This is a genomic window from Actinomadura sp. 6K520 (assembly GCF_004349245.1).
Lineage (GTDB): Bacteria > Actinomycetota > Actinomycetes > Streptosporangiales > Streptosporangiaceae > Spirillospora.
In genome coordinates this window covers 1-906 of the sequence record NZ_SMLC01000418.1, presented here as the reverse complement: position 1 = coordinate 906, position 906 = coordinate 1, and the positions used below count along the sequence as shown (strand labels likewise).

The window sequence follows — 906 nt, the reverse complement described above, 5'->3', positions numbered from 1 at the left end:
CCCCAGCACCGGACACCCCACCAACTGCTGCGCTACCGGCCCCTCCGCCGGAAGTAGGGTCGTCGGACCCCGCGCCGGAAGCTCCCCCGCTGAGATCTCCGCCAGATCCTGCGCTACCGGACGCCGCGCCGGGTGCCGCGCTGTCGGATGGCGTGCTGGGAGGTGCCGGATCGGGGGTGTCCGCTGGTGCTGGTCCCGCACCCGACGTGGTGGCCCCGGATGGTGTCGAAGACAGGGGATCCGCGGGGGCCGCACCGGAGGGCGGTTCGCTGGCGCGGGCGGAGAGCGGGACCAGTGCGTCCAGGGCTTCGCCCCAGGGTTCGGGTTTCATGACCATGCCCGGGCCGCCGCCGTACGGGGTGTCGTCCACGGTGCGGTGCCGGTCGTGGGTCCAGTCACGCAGGTCGTGGACATGCACGTCGAGGATGCCGGTCCGCCGGGCCTTGCCCAGGAGAGAGATGTCCAGGGCAGCGAAGTACTCGGGAAAGATTGTGATGATGTCGAGTCTCATCGAAGCCCTTCCGAGGAACTCTCCGCTCCAGAGCGGAGCCGGGCCCGCCCCTGCGGGACGACGACGGTCGCGGACGCAGCCGGAAACGCGAAGGCGGCCGCAAGCGCAGACGCACCCCCAAACGCCGGCGCGGGCACAGGCGCGGCAGCGCTTGCGGTAGCGGGACCATTCGCCGGCTGAGAGGCGGTCGCGGGTGGAGGTGCGGCCGCACGGGCAGGCGTAGGGGCGGGCATCGGTGCGGTCGCTGGCGCAAGCGCGGTCACAAGCGTGGAGGAACTCGCAGACGCGGGCGTAGTCACGAACGCGGAGGCGCTCCCAGACGCAGGCGCGGTCGCGGGCTCGGGCATGAGTGCGGGCGCGGGCACAGGCGTGGGTGTGAGAGCGGGCGCTGGGGT

1 pseudogene is annotated in these 906 nt (G+C 72.6%); it reads right to left on the bottom strand.

The features are described 5' to 3' along the window. Positions 1–289: 289 nt before the first annotated feature. Positions 290–511: pseudogene (locus tag E1289_RS37765) on the bottom strand (tRNA (guanosine(37)-N1)-methyltransferase TrmD); the annotation flags it as partial. Positions 512–906: the final 395 nt, after the last annotated feature.